At 69.6% G+C, this 15,403-nt stretch carries 25 protein-coding genes; 2 read left to right on the forward strand and 23 right to left on the reverse strand.

Annotated features, from left to right (window positions below; translation table 11 throughout):
- Positions 1–175 precede the first annotated feature (175 nt).
- The 23 genes from rplO to ACIGO8_RS04810 form a co-directional block, all read right to left on the reverse strand.
- Positions 176–631, reverse strand: a complete 456-nt coding sequence (gene rplO, locus ACIGO8_RS04700) for a 50S ribosomal protein L15 (protein ID WP_128985125.1) — start codon at positions 629–631, stop codon at positions 176–178.
- Between the two features lies 1 nt (position 632).
- Positions 633–815: a 50S ribosomal protein L30 gene (gene rpmD, locus ACIGO8_RS04705; RefSeq protein ID WP_005313525.1), complete on the reverse strand. Its 183-nt coding sequence runs from the start codon at positions 813–815 to the stop codon at positions 633–635.
- Positions 815–1,420 (reverse strand): 30S ribosomal protein S5, encoded by a 606-nt coding sequence (gene rpsE, locus ACIGO8_RS04710; protein ID WP_030201551.1) that lies wholly within the window; start codon positions 1,418–1,420, stop codon positions 815–817. Before rpsE ends, rpmD begins: the two co-directional genes overlap by 1 nt.
- 45 nt (positions 1,421–1,465) lie before the next feature.
- Entirely contained in the window at positions 1,466–1,849 is a 384-nt protein-coding gene (gene rplR, locus ACIGO8_RS04715) for a 50S ribosomal protein L18 (RefSeq protein WP_399723714.1), read from the reverse strand.
- A 3-nt stretch (positions 1,850–1,852) separates the two neighbouring features.
- The gene (gene rplF / locus ACIGO8_RS04720; protein WP_031076678.1) at positions 1,853–2,392 is read right to left on the reverse strand and encodes a 50S ribosomal protein L6; all 540 of its coding nucleotides are present in this window, start codon (positions 2,390–2,392) and stop codon (positions 1,853–1,855) included.
- A 21-nt stretch (positions 2,393–2,413) separates the two neighbouring features.
- Complete coding sequence (gene rpsH / locus ACIGO8_RS04725; protein ID WP_399723717.1) at positions 2,414–2,812, reverse strand: 30S ribosomal protein S8; 399 nt, start codon at positions 2,810–2,812, stop codon at positions 2,414–2,416.
- A gap of 223 nt (positions 2,813–3,035) precedes the next feature.
- On the reverse strand, positions 3,036–3,221 hold the full coding sequence (locus ACIGO8_RS04730) for a type Z 30S ribosomal protein S14 (RefSeq protein WP_003956452.1): 186 nt from the start codon (positions 3,219–3,221) through the stop codon (positions 3,036–3,038).
- A 5-nt stretch (positions 3,222–3,226) separates the two neighbouring features.
- Positions 3,227–3,784 carry a 50S ribosomal protein L5 gene (gene rplE / locus ACIGO8_RS04735; protein WP_265864084.1) on the reverse strand — a complete coding sequence of 186 codons (558 nt, stop codon included), beginning with the start codon at positions 3,782–3,784 and terminating at the stop codon, positions 3,227–3,229.
- The gene (gene rplX / locus ACIGO8_RS04740) at positions 3,781–4,092 is read right to left on the reverse strand and encodes a 50S ribosomal protein L24 (RefSeq protein WP_282694363.1); all 312 of its coding nucleotides are present in this window, start codon (positions 4,090–4,092) and stop codon (positions 3,781–3,783) included. Before rplX ends, rplE begins: the two co-directional genes overlap by 4 nt.
- Positions 4,093–4,094: 2 nt before the next feature.
- Positions 4,095–4,463 (reverse strand): 50S ribosomal protein L14, encoded by a 369-nt coding sequence (gene rplN / locus ACIGO8_RS04745; RefSeq protein WP_003956455.1) that lies wholly within the window; start codon positions 4,461–4,463, stop codon positions 4,095–4,097.
- A gap of 103 nt (positions 4,464–4,566) precedes the next feature.
- The gene (gene rpsQ / locus ACIGO8_RS04750) at positions 4,567–4,848 is read right to left on the reverse strand and encodes a 30S ribosomal protein S17 (RefSeq protein WP_399723721.1); all 282 of its coding nucleotides are present in this window, start codon (positions 4,846–4,848) and stop codon (positions 4,567–4,569) included.
- Positions 4,848–5,072 carry a 50S ribosomal protein L29 gene (gene rpmC / locus ACIGO8_RS04755; RefSeq protein ID WP_128985131.1) on the reverse strand — a complete coding sequence of 75 codons (225 nt, stop codon included), beginning with the start codon at positions 5,070–5,072 and terminating at the stop codon, positions 4,848–4,850. Before rpmC ends, rpsQ begins: the two co-directional genes overlap by 1 nt.
- Positions 5,072–5,491 (reverse strand): 50S ribosomal protein L16, encoded by a 420-nt coding sequence (gene rplP / locus ACIGO8_RS04760; protein WP_030494257.1) that lies wholly within the window; start codon positions 5,489–5,491, stop codon positions 5,072–5,074. The genes rpmC and rplP overlap by 1 nt, the downstream gene beginning before the upstream one ends.
- A 5-nt stretch (positions 5,492–5,496) precedes the next feature.
- A complete protein-coding gene (gene rpsC / locus ACIGO8_RS04765; protein WP_128985132.1) occupies positions 5,497–6,324 on the reverse strand; it encodes a 30S ribosomal protein S3 in 828 nt (275 codons plus the stop codon).
- Positions 6,324–6,671 carry a 50S ribosomal protein L22 gene (gene rplV / locus ACIGO8_RS04770; RefSeq protein ID WP_009327087.1) on the reverse strand — a complete coding sequence of 116 codons (348 nt, stop codon included), beginning with the start codon at positions 6,669–6,671 and terminating at the stop codon, positions 6,324–6,326. Before rplV ends, rpsC begins: the two co-directional genes overlap by 1 nt.
- Before the next feature lie 43 nt (positions 6,672–6,714).
- Positions 6,715–6,996, reverse strand: a complete 282-nt coding sequence (rpsS, locus tag ACIGO8_RS04775) for a 30S ribosomal protein S19 (RefSeq protein ID WP_384421343.1) — start codon at positions 6,994–6,996, stop codon at positions 6,715–6,717.
- Positions 6,997–7,008: 12 nt separating this feature from the next.
- A complete protein-coding gene (gene rplB / locus ACIGO8_RS04780) occupies positions 7,009–7,845 on the reverse strand; it encodes a 50S ribosomal protein L2 (RefSeq protein WP_046908246.1) in 837 nt (278 codons plus the stop codon).
- A gap of 40 nt (positions 7,846–7,885) precedes the next feature.
- Positions 7,886–8,209, reverse strand: coding sequence for a 50S ribosomal protein L23 (rplW, locus tag ACIGO8_RS04785; protein ID WP_265864044.1), 324 nt, complete (start codon positions 8,207–8,209; stop codon positions 7,886–7,888).
- Entirely contained in the window at positions 8,209–8,868 is a 660-nt protein-coding gene (rplD, locus tag ACIGO8_RS04790; RefSeq protein WP_399723728.1) for a 50S ribosomal protein L4, read from the reverse strand. The genes rplW and rplD overlap by 1 nt, the downstream gene beginning before the upstream one ends.
- A 4-nt stretch (positions 8,869–8,872) precedes the next feature.
- Positions 8,873–9,517 carry a 50S ribosomal protein L3 gene (gene rplC / locus ACIGO8_RS04795; protein WP_189974766.1) on the reverse strand — a complete coding sequence of 215 codons (645 nt, stop codon included), beginning with the start codon at positions 9,515–9,517 and terminating at the stop codon, positions 8,873–8,875.
- A 13-nt stretch (positions 9,518–9,530) separates the two neighbouring features.
- The gene (gene rpsJ, locus ACIGO8_RS04800) at positions 9,531–9,839 is read right to left on the reverse strand and encodes a 30S ribosomal protein S10 (protein WP_003948644.1); all 309 of its coding nucleotides are present in this window, start codon (positions 9,837–9,839) and stop codon (positions 9,531–9,533) included.
- A gap of 441 nt (positions 9,840–10,280) precedes the next feature.
- On the reverse strand, positions 10,281–11,132 hold the full coding sequence (locus tag ACIGO8_RS04805; protein WP_399723731.1) for a hypothetical protein: 852 nt from the start codon (positions 11,130–11,132) through the stop codon (positions 10,281–10,283).
- On the reverse strand, positions 11,125–12,306 hold the full coding sequence (locus ACIGO8_RS04810) for a hypothetical protein (RefSeq protein WP_399723734.1): 1,182 nt from the start codon (positions 12,304–12,306) through the stop codon (positions 11,125–11,127). Before ACIGO8_RS04810 ends, ACIGO8_RS04805 begins: the two co-directional genes overlap by 8 nt.
- A 128-nt stretch (positions 12,307–12,434) precedes the next feature.
- Here ACIGO8_RS04810 and ACIGO8_RS04815 point away from each other — a divergent pair, with 128 nt between their 5' ends.
- Together ACIGO8_RS04815 and ACIGO8_RS04820 are read left to right on the forward strand one after the other, a co-directional pair.
- The gene (locus ACIGO8_RS04815) at positions 12,435–13,262 is read left to right on the forward strand and encodes an RNA repair domain-containing protein (RefSeq protein ID WP_399723736.1); all 828 of its coding nucleotides are present in this window, start codon (positions 12,435–12,437) and stop codon (positions 13,260–13,262) included.
- A 77-nt stretch (positions 13,263–13,339) separates the two neighbouring features.
- Positions 13,340–15,349, forward strand: coding sequence for a PIG-L family deacetylase (locus tag ACIGO8_RS04820; RefSeq protein WP_399723739.1), 2,010 nt, complete (start codon positions 13,340–13,342; stop codon positions 15,347–15,349).
- Positions 15,350–15,403 lie beyond the last annotated feature (54 nt).

Genomic DNA, 15,403 nt, shown 5'->3' on the forward strand with positions numbered 1-15,403 from the left:
ACGGTCTTGAGGTTCGACGATGAGAGTTTCCGCCCGGAGCGCCCGCGGGCATACCGCACGCACTCTAGACAGTGGACGCCACCTTACCGGCGACTACGGCCCCCTAGGAACGACCAACCGGGGATGCCCCTTTTGAGAGGCATCCCCGGTCGGATGTTCAGGCCATCGAGTCGTCTCAGACGAGCTCGGTGACGGTGCCGCCCGCGGCGGCGATCTTCTCCTTGGCGGAGCCGGAGACGGCGTCGACCGTCACCTGCAGCGCCACGGAGACCTCGCCCTGGCCCAGGACCTTGACGAGCTGGTTCTTGCGAACCGCACCCTTGGCGACCAGGTCGGCCACCGTGACCTCGCCACCCTGCGGGTAGAGCGCGGCCAGCTTGTCCAGGTTCACGACCTGGTACTCGGTGCGGAAGGGGTTCTTGAAGCCCTTCAGCTTCGGAAGACGCATGTGGAGGGGCATCTGGCCACCCTCGAAGCGCTCCGGAACCTGGTAACGGGCCTTCGTACCCTTCGTACCACGACCGGCCGTCTTACCCTTCGACGCCTCACCACGACCCACACGGGTCTTGGCGGTCTTGGCGCCCGGGGCGGGACGGAGGTTGTGGACCTTCAGCGGGTTGTTCTCCGCCATGTCAGTCGACCTCCTCGACCGTCACGAGGTGGCGGACGGTGTGCACCATTCCGCGGAACTCGGGGCGGTCCTCCTTGACGACCACGTCGTTCAGGCGCTTGAGCCCGAGCGAACGCAGGGTGTCGCGGTGGTTCTGCTTGCTGCCGATGTACGACTTCGTCTGCGTGATCTTGAGGCGAGCCATTACGCACCCGCCCCGGCACGCGCACGGAGCAGAGCCGCGGGAGCGACGTCCTCGAGCGGCAGACCGCGGCGAGCCGCGATCTCCTCGGGACGCTGCAGGCCCTTCAGGGCCTCCACGGTCGCGTGCACGATGTTGATCGCGTTGTCGGAGCCGAGCGACTTCGACAGGATGTCGTGAACGCCGGCGCACTCGAGCACGGCGCGCACCGGGCCACCGGCGATAACACCGGTACCGGGGGAAGCCGGCTTGAGCAGGACGACGCCCGCGGCCTTCTCACCCTGGATCGGGTGCGGGATGGTGCCCTGGATACGGGGGACCTTGAAGAAGTGCTTCTTGGCCTCCTCCACACCCTTGGCGATGGCGGCCGGCACCTCCTTGGCCTTGCCGTAACCGACACCCACGGTGCCGTCACCGTCGCCCACCACGACCAGCGCGGTGAAGCTGAAACGACGACCACCCTTGACAACCTTGGCGACGCGGTTGATCGCGACTACGCGCTCAACGTACGCGGTCTTCTCGGCGGCGGCAGCGCCACCGTCGCGGCCCTTCCGGTCCCGCCGCTCGCCGCCACCGGCACCGCTGCCGCGGCGCTGGGGTCCAGCCATTGGAATACCTCTCTCTGTTACGTCCGTTAGTCCCGGAACCGGGGCTTAGAACTTCAGCCCGGCTTCGCGGGCGGCGTCAGCCAGAGCGGCAATGCGCCCGGCGTACCTGTTGCCACCACGGTCGAACACGACGGCCTCGACACCGGCGGCCTTGGCGCGCTCGGCGACCAGGGCGCCGACCTGCTTGGCCTGCGAGGACTTGTCGCCCTCGCCACCGCGGACGGAGGCGTCCAGGTGGGACGCCGACGCCAGGGTGTGACCCTTGAGGTCGTCGATGACCTGCGCGGTGATGCCGCGGTTGGAACGCGTCACGACGAGGCGCGGACGCTCCGCCGTACCCGACACGTTCTTGCGGATGCGCAGGTGACGGCGCGCCTTGGCAGCGCGCTTGTAAGCGTCGCCCTTGGCGATCTTCACACCGTATGCCATGGCTTACTTACCAGCCTTTCCGACCTTGCGGCGGATGACCTCGCCCGCGTACTTCACGCCCTTGGCCTTGTACGGGTCGGGCTTGCGCAGCTTGCGGATGTTCGCGGCGACCTCGCCGACCTTCTGCTTGTCGATGCCCTCGACCGAGAACTTGGTCGGCGACTCGACCTTGAAGGAGATGCCCTCGGGGGCCTCCACCAGGATCGGGTGGCTGTAACCGAGCTGGAACTCCAGGTTGGAGCCCTTCGCGGCCACGCGGTAACCGACACCGCTGATCTCGAGCGCCTTCGTGTACCCCTGGGTCACACCGGTGATCATGTTGGCCACCAGCGTGCGGGACAGGCCGTGCAGGGCCTTGTTCTGACGCTCGTCGTTGGGACGGGTGACGTTCAGAACGCCGTCCTCGCCCTTAACGATCTCGATCGGCGCGGCGACGGTGTGGGTGAGGGTGCCCTTGGAACCCTTCACCGTGACCGTGCGGCCCTCGATGGTGACGTCCACGCCGGCGGGAACCGTGATGGGGAGCTTGCCGATACGCGACATTGGCTTTTCCTCCGTTCCCGACTACCAGACGTAGGCGAGGACTTCCCCACCCACGCCCTTCTTCTGAGCCTGCTGGCCGGTCAGGAGACCGTGGGACGTGGAGATGATCGCCACGCCCAGGCCGCCGAGAACCTTCGGCAGGTTGGTGGACTTCGCGTAAACCCGGAGGCCCGGCTTCGAGATCCGCTTGATGCCCGCGATGGAGCGCTCACGGTTCGGACCGAACTTGAGGTCGAGCACGAGGTTCTTGCCGACCTCGGCGTCCTCGACCTTCCAGCCGGAGATGAAGCCCTCCTGCTGGAGGATTTCCGCGATGTGCGACTTGATCTTGCTGTGCGGCATCGTCACGGTGTCGTGGTACGCCGAGTTCGCGTTCCGCAGACGCGTGAGCATGTCTGCGATCGGATCAGTCATGGTCATGAATTGGCCTTCGGCCTCTCTCGCCGGGGTTTCCTGGTGCACCATCCCTCTCCCCGATCCGAGACGGGGCGGGTGCGGTGCGGTGGACCTACGGCGTAGTAAGTCGTACGGGCGGCGGACGCCCAACCCCACTAGCCTAAGCCATCAGGGGAAGGGCCTCCGCCAACCCAATGCTTACCGAGAGACTCCTGTGTTTCCTCAACGCCCTAGGGGCGAGGGGGAATTACCAGGAGCTCTTGGTCACGCCCGGCAGCTCGCCACGGTGAGCCATCTCACGAAGGCACACGCGGCAGAGGCCGAACTTGCGGTACACGGAGTGGGGACGACCGCAGCGCTGGCAGCGGGTGTACGCACGCACACCGAACTTGGGCTTGCGGGCAGCCTTCGCGATGAGAGCCTTCTTCGCCATCTCGCTTACGCCTCCTTGAACGGGAAGCCGAGGTGACGCAGAAGGGCACGGCCCTCGTCGTCGTTGGTCGCCGTGGTGACCACGGTGATGTCCATACCCCGGACGCGGTCGATCTTGTCCTGGTCGATCTCGTGGAACATGACCTGCTCCGTGAGACCGAAGGTGTAGTTGCCACGGCCGTCGAACTGCTTCGGGGACAGGCCGCGGAAGTCGCGGATGCGCGGCAGCGCGAGCGACAGGGTGCGGTCCAGGAACTCCCACATGCGGTCGCCACGGAGCGTGACGTGGGCACCGATCGGCTGACCCTCACGCAGCTTGAACTGCGCGATGGACTTGCGGGCCTTGGTGACGGCCGGCTTCTGACCGGTGATCGTGGTGAGGTCGCGGATCGCGCCCTCGATCAGCTTCGAGTCACGGGCGGCGTCGCCGACACCCATGTTGACCACGATCTTCACGAGGCCGGGGATCTGCATGACGTTCTCGTACTTGAACTCGTCACGCAGCTTGCCCGCGATCTCCTCGCGGTACTTCGTCTTGAGACGCGGAGTGGTGGTAGCCATCAGATGTCCTCACCCGTCCGCTTGGCAACGCGGATCTTGTTGCCCTCGTCGTCGAAGCGGTAACCCACACGCGTGACGACCTTCTTGCCGTCCTTCTCCACGACCAGCTGGACGTTGGAGACGTGGACCGGAGCCTCGGTGGTCACGATGCCGCCGGCCTGGTTCGGGCCGGCCTTCGTGTGCTTCTTGACCCGGTTGACACCCTCGACGAGGACGCGGGACTCGGCGGGGTAGGCCGCGATGACCTTGCCCTGCTTGCCCTTGTCCTTGCCGGTGATGACCTGGACCAGGTCGCCCTTCTTGATCTTCATGCTTACAGCACCTCCGGCGCGAGCGAGATGATCTTCATGAACTTCTTCTCGCGCAGCTCACGGCCCACCGGGCCGAAGATACGGGTGCCGCGAGGGTCGCCGTCGTTCTTCAGAATGACGGCGGCGTTCTCGTCGAAGCGGATGTACGAGCCGTCCTGGCGGCGGCGCTCCTTGACGGTGCGAACGATGACCGCCTTGACGACGTCACCCTTCTTCACGTTGCCACCGGGGATCGCGTCCTTGACGGTGGCGACGATGACGTCACCGATGCCCGCGTAGCGGCGACCCGAGCCACCGAGAACACGGATGCAAAGGATCTCCTTGGCACCAGTGTTGTCGGCGACGCGAAGTCGCGACTCCTGCTGGATCACGTCTATCTCCTGATTGTCTGCCGGTTCCCGGCGGGGGCCTCAGCGAGTGAGGCCCCGCGCCGAGCCTGGCGGAACTGTTCCTAGGGGGTCCCCCTAGGAGGGATTACTTGGCCTTCTCGAGGATCTCGACGACGCGCCAGTGCTTCGTCGACGACAGCTTCCGGGTCTCCATGAGGAGGACGCGGTCGCCGACGCCGGCCTGGTTCTGCTCGTCGTGAGCCTTGAGCTTGTTCGTACGGCGGATGACCTTGCCGTACAGCGCGTGCTTGACGCGGTCCTCGACAGCGACGACGACGGTCTTGTCCATCTTGTCGCTGACGACGAGGCCCTCACGGACCTTGCGGGCGTTGCGCTCGGTCTTCTCAGTCACGTTGTTCTCGCTCATCAGGCGTTCTCCACCGTCTCGATGCCCAGCTCGCGCTCGCGCATCAGGGTGTAGATCCGGGCGATGTCCTTACGGACGGACTTGAGCCGACCGTGGTTCTCGAGCTGACCCGTCGCCGCCTGGAAGCGGAGGTTGAACAGCTCTTCCTTGGCCTCGCGGAGCTTGGCGACAAGCTCCTCGTTGCCCAGCTCGCGCAGCTCGGACGCCTTGGTACCGGCCGACATCACAGCTCACCTGCCTCGCGCTTAACGATCTTGCACTTCATCGGCAGCTTGTGGGCGGCACGAGTCAGAGCCTCACGCGCGATCTTCTCGTTCGGGTAGGACAGCTCGAACATCACCCGACCGGGCTTGACGTTCGCGATCCACCACTCCGGAGAACCCTTACCGGAACCCATGCGGGTCTCGGCAGGCTTCTTCGTGAGCGGGCGGTCCGGGTAGATGTTGATCCAGACCTTGCCGCCACGCTTGATGTGGCGGGTCATCGCGATACGCGCGGCCTCGATCTGGCGGTTGGTCACGTAGGCCGGGGTGAGGGCCTGAATGCCGTACTCGCCGAACGCAACCTGCGTGCCACCCTTGGACATACCGTTGCGCTTCGGGTGGTGCTGCTTGCGGTGCTTGACCCTACGGGGGATCAGCATTTCGGTCAGGCCTCCGTTCCGGTGCTCTCAGCAGCCGGAGCGGCGGCGGCGTCGGCCTTGGGGGCCTCGGCAGCGGGAGCCTGCTGCGGCTTGCGACCGCGACCGCCACGCTCGCCACCGCGGCCACCACGGGCCGGGCGGTCAGCGCCGCCACGGGCCGGGCGGTTGCCGGCGCGGGCAGCGGCGTTCTCGGCGCGGACCTCGGCGATGTTCTTGACGTCGCCCTTGTAGATCCAGACCTTCACGCCGATGCGGCCGAAGGTCGTCTTGGCCTCGAAGAAGCCGTACTCGACGTTCGCGCGGAGCGTGTGCAGCGGCACACGGCCCTCGCGGTAGAACTCCGAGCGGGACATCTCGGCGCCGCCGAGACGGCCACCACACTGGATCTTGATGCCCTTGGCGCCGGCCTTCATGGCGGACTGCATGCTCTTGCGCATGGCCCGACGGAAGGAGACGCGGGAGGACAGCTGCTCGGCGACGGCCTGGGCCACCAGCTGAGCGTCGACCTCGGGGTTCTTGACCTCGAGGATGTTCAGCTGGACCTGCTTGCCGGTCAGCTTCTCGAGCTGGCCACGGATCTTGTCGGCCTCGGCGCCACGGCGACCGATGACAATGCCCGGGCGAGCGGTGTGGATGTCCACGCGGACACGGTCACGGGTGCGCTCGATCTCCACCTTCGAGATGCCGGCGCGCTCCATGCCGGACGTCAGCATCCGACGGATGGCGACGTCTTCCTTGACGTAGTCCTTGTACAGCTTGTCGGCGTACCAGCGCGACTTGAAGTCGGTGGTGATGCCGAGCCGGAACCCGTGCGGGTTTACCTTCTGGCCCATTACCGGGTTCCTTCCTTGCTGCTGACGACCACGGTGATGTGGCTGGTCCGCTTGCGGATCCGGTAGGCACGGCCCTGAGCACGCGGACGGAACCGCTTCAGGGTCGGGCCCTCGTCGACGTACGCCTCGCTGATGAACAGCGAGGAGGCGTCCGTGTGGTCGTAGTTGTGCGCGGCGTTGGCAATGGCGCTGTCGAGCACCTTGCCGACCGGCACGGAAGCGGCCTGCGGGGCGAATCGCAGGACCGCCTGGGCCTCCGTGGCGTCCATGCCACGGATGAGGTCCACCACGCGGCGGGCCTTCATGGGCGTGACGCGGATGTACCGCGCCTGGGCCCTGGCTTCCATGGTTGTCCCTTCAGTTACTTACGTGTCTGAATGCGATCCGCTGCTAGCGGCGCTTCGACTTCCGGTCTTCCTTGACGTGACCCCGGAAGGTGCGCGTCGGCGAGAACTCGCCGAGCTTGTGGCCGACCATCGACTCGGTGACGAACACCGGGATGTGGGTCTTGCCGTTGTGCACCGCGAGCGTGTGGCCGAGCATGGCCGGCACGATCATGGAGCGACGGGACCAGGTCTTGATGACGTTCTTGGTACCGGCCTCGTTCTGAGCGTCCACCTTCTTGATGAGGTGGCCGTCGACGAAGGGTCCCTTCTTGAGACTGCGCGGCATCTAAACCCGCTCCTAGCGCTTCTTGTTCGTCTTGCGGCGGCGGACGATGTACTTGTTCGAAGCCTTCTTCGGCGAACGAGTACGACCCTCCTTCTGACCCCACGGGGAGACCGGGTGGCGACCACCGGAGGTCTTGCCCTCACCGCCACCGTGCGGGTGGTCAACCGGGTTCATCGCCACACCGCGGACGGTCGGGCGAACGCCCAGCCAGCGCTTGCGGCCGGCCTTACCCCAGTTGATGTTCGACTGCTCGGCGTTGCCGACCTCGCCGATGGTGGCGCGGCAGCGGGCGTCGACCAGACGGATCTCGCCGGAAGGCATACGAAGGTGGGCCATCGTGCCCTCCTTCGCGAGCAGCTGCACGGAGGCACCTGCGGAGCGGGCGAACTTGGCGCCACCGCCGGGACGGAGCTCGATCGCGTGGATCGTGGTACCGACCGGGATGTTGCGGAGGGCCAGGTTGTTGCCGGGCTTGATGTCGGCCGTGGGGCCGTTCTCCACCCGGTCGCCCTGCGAGAGACCACGCGGGGCGATGATGTAGCGCTTCTCGCCGTCCGCGTAGTGGAGCAGCGCGATGCGCGCGGTGCGGTTGGGGTCGTACTCGATGTGAGCGACCTTGGCCGGCACGCCGTCCTTGTCGTGACGACGGAAGTCGATCACGCGGTAGGCGCGCTTGTGGCCACCGCCCTGGTGACGGACGGTCACACGACCGGTGTTGTTACGGCCGCCCTTGCTGTGCAGGGGGCGGACCAGCGACTTCTCCGGCGTGGACCGCGTGATCTCGACGAAGTCGGCTACGGAGGAGCCACGACGGCCCGGCGTAGTCGGCTTGTACTTGCGGATTCCCATTTCTCAGTCCTCGTCCGATTCCGGACGATCCAGACCGCCCTTAGGCGGTCGGACCGCCGAAGATGTCGATACGGTTGCCCTCGGCAAGGGTCACGATGGCGCGCTTGGTGTTGGCGCGCTTGCCGAAACCGGTGCGGGTGCGCTTGCGCTTGCCCTGGCGGTTGATCGTGTTGACCCCGGTGACCTTGACCGAGAAGACCGCCTCGACGGCCTGCTTGATCTGGGTCTTGTTGGCGCCGGGCGCGACGATGAACGTGTACTTGTTCTCGTCCAGCAGCGCGTAGCTCTTCTCGGAGACAACCGGCTTGACGAGGACGTCGCGCGGGTCCGTGAAGGTCTTGCTGGTGATCGTGGCCTCGGACATCAGGCCTCGCTCCCTTCGGTGTCAGCAGCCGAAGACTTCGCAGCGCCAGACACGAAGGACTCGAGGGCGGCCTGGGTGAAGACCACGTCGTCGGATCGCATCACGTCGTACGTGTTCAGCTGGCCCGGCTCCAGGATGTGGACCTGGGGCAGGTTGCGGGCGGACAGCCACGCGGCCTCGTCGGAGCGCTCGGCGACCAGGAGCAGGTTCTTGCGCTCCGAGATCTTGCCGAACAGCGTCTTGGCGGCCTTGGTGGAGATGCCACCCTCGACCACGCCGGAGACGACGTGGACACGGGAGTGGGTCGCCCGGTCGGAGAGGGCACCGCGGAGGGCGGCGGCCTTCATCTTCTTGGGGGTCCGCTGCGAGTAGTCACGCGGCACGGGACCGTGCACGACGCCACCACCGGCGAACTGCGGGGCGCGGGTCGAACCCTGACGGGCGCGGCCGGTGCCCTTCTGGCGGTACGGCTTCTTGCCACCACCGCGGACCTCGCCACGCGTCTTGGTCTTGTGGGTGCCCTGGCGGGCAGCCGCAAGCTGCGCGACGACGACCTGGTGGATCAGCGGGATGCTGACCTTGGCCTCGAAGATCTCGGCCGGGAGCTCGACGGTCCCGGTCTTGTCGCCGGAGGGCGACAGAATGTCAATGGTGCTCATATCCTCAGGCCCCCTTGGCCGCGGTGCGGACCAGGACGAGGCCGCCGTTCGGACCAGGAACCGCGCCCTTGATGAGCAGCAGGCCCTTCTCCGCGTCAACGGCGTGAACGGTCAGGTTCTGGGTGGTCACGCGCTCGTTGCCCATGCGGCCGGCCATGCGCATGCCCTTGAAGACGCGGCCCGGGGTGGCGCAGCCACCGATCGAACCGGGCTTGCGGTGCACGCGGTGGGCACCGTGGGAGGCCTTGCCACCACGGAAGTTGTGGCGCTTCATGGCACCGGCGAAGCCCTTGCCCTTGCTCTTGCCGGTGACGTCGACCTTGATGCCCGCCTCGAAGACCTCGGCGGTGATCTCCTGGCCGAGGGTGTACTCGCTGGCGTCAGCGGTACGGATCTCGACGAGGTGACGGCGCGGGGTGACGTCGGCCTTGGCGAAGTGGCCCTTGAGGGGCTTGTTCACCTTGCGCGGGTCGATCTCGCCGAAGGCGATCTGGACCGACTCGTAGCCGTCGTTGTCGTTCGTACGCACCTGGGTCACGACATTCGGGCCGGCCTTGACGACGGTCACCGGGACGACCCGGTTGTTCTCGTCCCAGACCTGCGTCATGCCGAGCTTCTCGCCCAGGATGCCCTTGATGTTCTTAGCCATCTCGCGCGTCACCTCAGAGCTTGATCTCGATGTCGACGCCGGCCGGCAGGTCGAGACGCATGAGCGAGTCGACCGTCTTCGGCGTGGGGTCGAGGATGTCGATGAGGCGCTTGTGCGTGCGCATCTCGAAGTGCTCGCGCGAGTCCTTGTACTTGTGCGGCGACTTGATGACGCAGTACACGTTCTTCTCAGTGGGCAGCGGCACCGGGCCCGCGACCGACGCACCAGTGCGGGTCACCGTCTCGACGATCTTCTTCGCCGAGGAGTCGATGACCTCGTGGTCGTAGGCCTTGAGCCGGATGCGGATCTTCTGTCCCGCCATGGCTACTCAGTAGTCCTTTGTCTCGTTTAACGCTCTGGAACCCGGGGGATCTGAAGACTCCCTCCTCCGACCCACGCGGTCGGGCGTGTCGCACTCCCTCTACGAAGAAGTCCCGAAGGATTTCCCAACCAAGGGGGTGCGGGCCCTGAAAACCCGCGAAGCCGGGGGCGGAACACCCACCGGGTGCCTGGTCGGCGCCCCGCTGACACTTCCCGGAAGATTCCCGTACGTCCGCTCCTGAGCAGGAGCGACGAGTACTGTGGGACTCGCTTCCGGTCCTCCCGGCGGGAGGCGCGCAGCATCGGCACTCAACCGAGCAACCCCGACAGTCTGCCATACGAGACCATGTGGCCGCCAATCGGGCCCAAGACTGTACCCCACGTCACGCAGAGGTACACACGGGGCGCACCGGGTCACGTACCCGCCCCGCGGTGGCGGGACTCAGACGCGGGAGACCGGGGCGCAGTCCCGCGGCAGGTCGGCGACCTCCCGGCCCAGGTCGTACGGGTCGGCTCCGCGCCCCGGAGTGATCCCCTCGCCGCCGAACCACGGGTGCACGACGCCGTCGAAGGCCCCGCAGTCGTGGTTGCCGAGCCAGTACGCGTACGCGACGGGGCTCACCGAACCGGGGTCCGTCTCGTAGCGGCCGGCGTCGTACACCTCGAAGGTCAGATCGCGGCGCACGACGGCGCGGGTCGCCCGGTTGCGGCCGGGCACGGCGTCCGCCACCGGGTAGACGAAGGTGTACACCGCCCTGATCCGTACGACCCCGGGGTCGTCGCCGGCCTCGACGGTCGTCGTCCCGCGCGTCTTCACCGGGCCGAGCAGCCGGGACTCGGCCGGGTCGAAGCGGGTGAACAGCCACAGCGGGTTGCGCCGCTCGGCGTCCGGCCGGTCGAGCCAGCTCTGCGCGTCGGCCCGGACGCCGTCGGTCGAGTCGATCAGCAGCACGGCGGGAAGGGCCGAGCCGCCCCGCAGCACGCCGGGGTCCAGGTTCGCCGCCACCAGGAACGCCTTGACCTTCCGCAACGCGGCGTCGACATGGCTCGCGGGCAGCCCGTTCACGGCCTGTGCCTGCGGCAGCGTGATGCCGTCGGCGCCGTCCGCCCACGAGGACGCGGGCGAGCCGCGGAAGGGCTCCGCGGCCGTGGGCGGGCCGTCGTCGACGGGCTGCCCGGCGCGTCCCGGGGACTGGCAGGCGGCCGGCCCGGCGAGACCGGCCAGCGCGACCACGGCCCCGGCGAGGGCCGCGCGTCGGAAGCGGAGGCGGAGGGTGCGGACCGTGTCAGACACGGGAGACGGTGCCGCAGCCTCGGGCCCTCTGGGCGAGGGGCTTGGTGCGGTCGTAGGGGTCGATCTCGGGGCCGGTGGAACCCGTGTCAGGGTCCACGGTGGCGTCCTCCCGGAACGTCGGGTGGTAGTAGCCGTCCTCGTCCCGCGCGCAGTCGTCGTTGCCGACGCTGGCGTCCCAGAAGTGGAGGATCAGCTTGCCCCGCGTCACGTCGTACCGCCCGGGCTCGTAGAAGGCGAACGTCACCTCGCGGCGGACGATCGTGCGGGTGACCTCGTCGGCGCCCGGCCGGGCCTTCACCACCGGGTAGACGAAGGTGTAGTCGGCGCGCACGAGCACCGCGCCACCGGCCTTGCCGTGGCCGGCCTCCACGGTCATGTGGCCGCGTGTCTTCACCACCGTGCCGACCGGCTTGACCTCGGCCGGGGAGAAACGGCTGAAGAGCGTGGTGGGGTCGTTGTCCTTCGTCGGCTTCGACAGGGCCGACTCCAGGTCCTGGCGGGTCTGGGGCTGCTTCGGGTCGATCATCTTCAGCGCCGCGTCCGGCCTGCCGCCCTTGACGACGGCCGGGTCCAGGTTCGAGGCCACCAGGAAATCCCTGACCTGCTTCAGGGCCGCCTCGATCTGGGGCTTGGACATCCAGCCCGTCGGCTTCACCGGCGGGGGCGTGATGCCCGACGGGCCGTCTGCCCAGCGCGCGGCCGGGGAGCCGCTGAAGGGGGACTTCAGGGTCGGGCGGTGCGGGTCGGCGGCGGGCGGGGCGGCGGTGGGGCGGGCGGTTTCGGCGGCGAGCGGCGTGGTGTCCTCGGGGCGGTCGGTCCAGCTGGCCGGGAGGGCGGAGGTCACACCGGCCGGGAGGTGGTCGGTCAGCAGCTGCGGGCGTACGGCGACCGCCGCGAGCGCGGCGGCCAGCGCGATGCCGGCGACGGCCTTGACGCGGCGCCGGCGGGCGGCGCGGCCGTTCATCTCCCGCCAGGCCGGCCCGGTGCGCCAGCCCGCCGGCTCCTCGCGCCTCGCCGGCTTCGGGGCCTTCGGGGCCTTCGGGGCCTTCGGGGCCTTCGGCCGCTTGGCCTTGCGCAGGAGCTTCTCCTGCTCCTTCGTCCCGAGGCCCTGCTCGCGCGCCGCTTCGACGAACGACGCCCACTCCTCGTCCGACACCGTCGGCTTCTCGCTCATGTCCCCACCCCTGGCTTGCCTTCCACCTCGTGCGATCCGGACGTTCTCATGCCGCCGGACGGCCGGAACAGGCTGGTCAGGGCGTCTTGATCAGTTCGTGACCGGCCGGATCGGGGCAGAGGCGGAGCATGCGCACCAGTGACGAGATCTACCACCGGGTGCGGTGGGACCCGAGCCTGGATCCCGAGCGGTTCGTGATGGGCGTCGCGGAGCGCGGGACGGCCGTGGCGACGCGGATCGGTCTGGTCGATTTCGTGGCGGGCGGCGAGATCCCCTGGCACCGGGTGCTGTTCTTCGAGGCGGACGGCGAGCTGGTCTGGGACCGGGCCTCCGGGGTGGACCGGCTGGACGAGACGCTGGCCGGCCGGGTGCGGCCCGAGGCGGACGCGCGGGACGGCGCCGCCGGTGGCGTGCTCGCCGTACCGCCGACGTACCGGACCGCCGTGGCCTGGCTGCCGCCCGAGGCCCTGTGGGAGCCGATCCAGCACGTCCGGCGGGCGCACGACCGGCATGTCCACCGCTGGCCGCCGCACGTCAACGTGCTCTACGGCTTCGTGCCGGAGTCCGAGTTCGTCGTCGCCCGCGTCCTGGTCGCCGCCGCCCTGCGCGAGGTCCCGCCGTTCCGGGCCCGGCTCCAGGGCGTGCACTGGTTCGGGCACCGCGAGGACTCCACCGTATGGCTGGATCCGGCGGCGGCCGGCGGCGAGCCGTGGGCGCGGCTGCGGGAGGCGCTGGAGGAGCGGTTCCCGCTGTGCGGCGCGGAGTCCCGGGCCTTCACCCCGCATCTGTCCCTCGGCCGCACCCGCGACCCGCGGGCCCTCGCGGCGAGGTGCGAGGAGCTGCTCGGCACCTTCTCCGTCCGGGTCACCGAGCTCGTGCTGCTGTCCCGCCGCGCCGACGGCCCGATGCGGGTGCGGGCGGCCGTGCCGCTCGGAACGCGCCCCGTCCGGCGCTGAACCCCGCGCCCCGGGATTCCGTCTAGCCAGTCGCACGCGACCAGGCACACGCACGTACGTACGGGGGCGCTCGACCGGTGGACGACAACAGAAGGGTGGCGCGGCGCACGGTGCTCGCGGGAGCGGCGGGCGGTCTCGCGGCCGCGGCCGTCGCCGGGTGCTCGGTGCCCGCGCCGCCCCGTGACGCGGCCTCCGCCGATCCGGCGCCGGGCCGGCCGGTCTCGACCGGCCGGCGCGCCCTGCTCATGCAGTTCGCCGCGCATCCCGACGACGACCTGTACTTCATGAACCCGGACACGCAGCGGCTGCTCGACGCCGGCGTCCCGGTCGTCTCCGTGTACGTCACGGCCGGCGAGCACAACGGCAAGAACCGGATCGCGGGCATGCCGGAGAGCAGGCCGGACCCGGCCGCCTACTCCTCCGCCCGCCACCAGGGTCTTCGGCAGGCGTACGCGGACGCGCTCGGCGCGGAAACGTTCACGCCGTGGACGCGGCGGGCGGTGGAGCTCGCGGGCGGGCGGCACGCCGAGGTCGACACCCTCGTCCACGAGGGCCGCCGGGTCGAGCTGGTCTTCCTCAACCTGCCCATGCACGCGCCGCTGCGCTCCATGGCGCTGCCCGCCCTGTGGGAGGACCGCGCCCTCGAACTGCGCACCCATCTGTCCACCGGCTCGCCCGTCGCCCGCGCCGACACCTACGACCACGACCGGCTCGTCGAGGTGATCGCCGGGCTCCTGGCCTCCTACCGGCCGACCGTCGTGCACACCCTCGACCCGGACCCGGACGTCCAGCACAGCCCGGAGGCCACCCGCAAGCGCGACAGCGAGCAGCCGGGCTACTCCGACCACGGCGACCACACCGCCGTCGCCTGCTTCACCTGGGCCGGGCTGCTGCGCTGGGTCGCCGACTCGACCGCCCGCGGCGGGCCGGTGCCGGCGTTCACGGTGAACGCCTTCCGCGGCTACTACAACCGCCACTGGCCCAAGAACCTGCCGCCCGCGGTCCTCGCCGAGAAGGCCGCCCACCTCGTCCCGTACGGCGGCGACCCGTCCTGGGACTGCGGCAATCCGTCCGGCTGCGGCGACTACGGCGTCGGCGGCGACCGGCCGCTGACCAACTGGAAGGGCTGGGTGCGCTCCACCCACTACCGCTGGCCCGCCGCCGGTCCGGCCGTGGCCGAGGAGCCGGACGGCCGGCTCGCCGCGTACGGCGTCCTCGGGCTGCGCGCGGTCCGCTGGCGCGAGACCGGGCGCGCGTCCGGTGTCTTCGGCGAGCCCGAGGACCTGGGCGGCGGCCCGCTGGTGCCGGCGCTCGCCTCCGCCGTGCTCGCCGACGGCCGCGTGCTGCTCCTCGGCGTGCGCTTCGCGGCGCTCTCCGGCCGCGGCGGCGCCAACCGGCGCGAGCTGGTCCTGCTGGAGCAGCGCACGCCCGGTGGCCCGTTCCTGGCCTGGCGGGGCCTCGGGAACCCGGAGCGCGAGGACGACCGGGGCCGCCGGATCGGCGCGCCGGTGGCGGTCACCGCTCCGGACGGGCGGGTGCACCTCTTCGTACGGAACGCGGACAAGGGCGTGTCGACGCGGGTACGGGAGGTGGGCGGCGCCTGGGGCCCGTGGCGGGCGCTGCCGGGCGCCGAGGAGGTGCAGGACGGTCTGACGGCGCTGGTCGACGACGCGGGCGCCGTCCATCTGCTGGCGGCGGGCCGGGCGCACGTCCTGCACTGGGTCGACGGCGTGGCCGCCGAGCCGCTGCCGCCGGCCGGCGACCCGGTCGCCGCGGTTCCGGCGCCGGGCCCGGCCGGCGTCCAGGTCTTCTTCCGCGCGCCCGCCGACGGGCGGCTGCGGGCCGCGCGCGGCGAGGCGCCGGCCTTCGAGGGCTACGGCCGCCTGGCCGCGGCCCGCGGGAGGGACGGCCGCCCGGTGCTCCTCGGCCGCGACCCGCGCCACCGGGTCCAGCTGTCGCGCGGGGGCCGGCTGTCCGTCCGTACGCGGGGAGAGACGCCGGTCGGCGATCCGGTGCTGCACCGGGGCGCGGTGGTGGTGGGCCTGGGCGCGGGCGCCCGGCCGTGGCTCTGGCGCCCGTCCTCCTGAGGCCCCTGCGACGCGGAAGGGCCCGCCTCCCGGGAAGGGAGACGGGCCCGAACG

The organism is Streptomyces sp. NPDC053493 (assembly GCF_044544825.1).
Taxonomy (GTDB): domain Bacteria; phylum Actinomycetota; class Actinomycetes; order Streptomycetales; family Streptomycetaceae; genus Streptomyces.